The sequence below is a fragment of the Mesorhizobium sp. M7A.F.Ca.CA.002.04.1.1 genome (assembly GCF_004022805.1).
In the GTDB taxonomy this organism is placed as follows: Bacteria; Pseudomonadota; Alphaproteobacteria; order Rhizobiales; family Rhizobiaceae; genus Mesorhizobium; species Mesorhizobium ciceri.
The window spans coordinates 1-426 of the sequence record NZ_RZPL01001332.1; the positions used below are offsets into that span (position 1 = coordinate 1).

General features: G+C 63.1%; 1 pseudogene. It reads left to right on the forward strand.

Annotated features, from left to right (window positions below):
• Positions 1-391, forward strand: a pseudogene (locus ENZ75_RS34060) (alpha-glucoside ABC transporter substrate-binding protein); the annotation flags it as partial.
• Between the last annotated feature and the right edge of the window lie 35 nt (positions 392-426).

The window sequence follows — 426 nt, forward strand, 5'->3', positions numbered from 1 at the left end:
CTTCTACTTCCCGCCCTATGCCGCCAAGCCTGAACTGGGCACGCCCGTGCTCGGCGCCGGTACGCTGGCGATGATCACCAAGGACAGCAAGAGTGCGCGCGCGTTCATCGAATTCCTGAAGATGCCGCTCGCCCACGAGATCTGGATGGCCGAGGGCGGCTTCGTGACGCCGCTCAAGTCGGTCAACAAGGATGCCTATGCCAGCGACGCGCTGAAGAAACAGGGCGAAATCCTCGCCAATGCCTCGACTTTCCGCTTCGACGGTTCCGACCTGATGCCGGGCAAGATCGGCGCCGGCGCCTTCTGGACCGGCATGATCGACCTGGTCGGCGGCAAGTCGGCACAGGACGTCGCCACCGACATCCAGAAGAGCTGGGACGCCATCAAGTAGACGGCTGGCACGTAGACGACCAACCATTCTCGCAC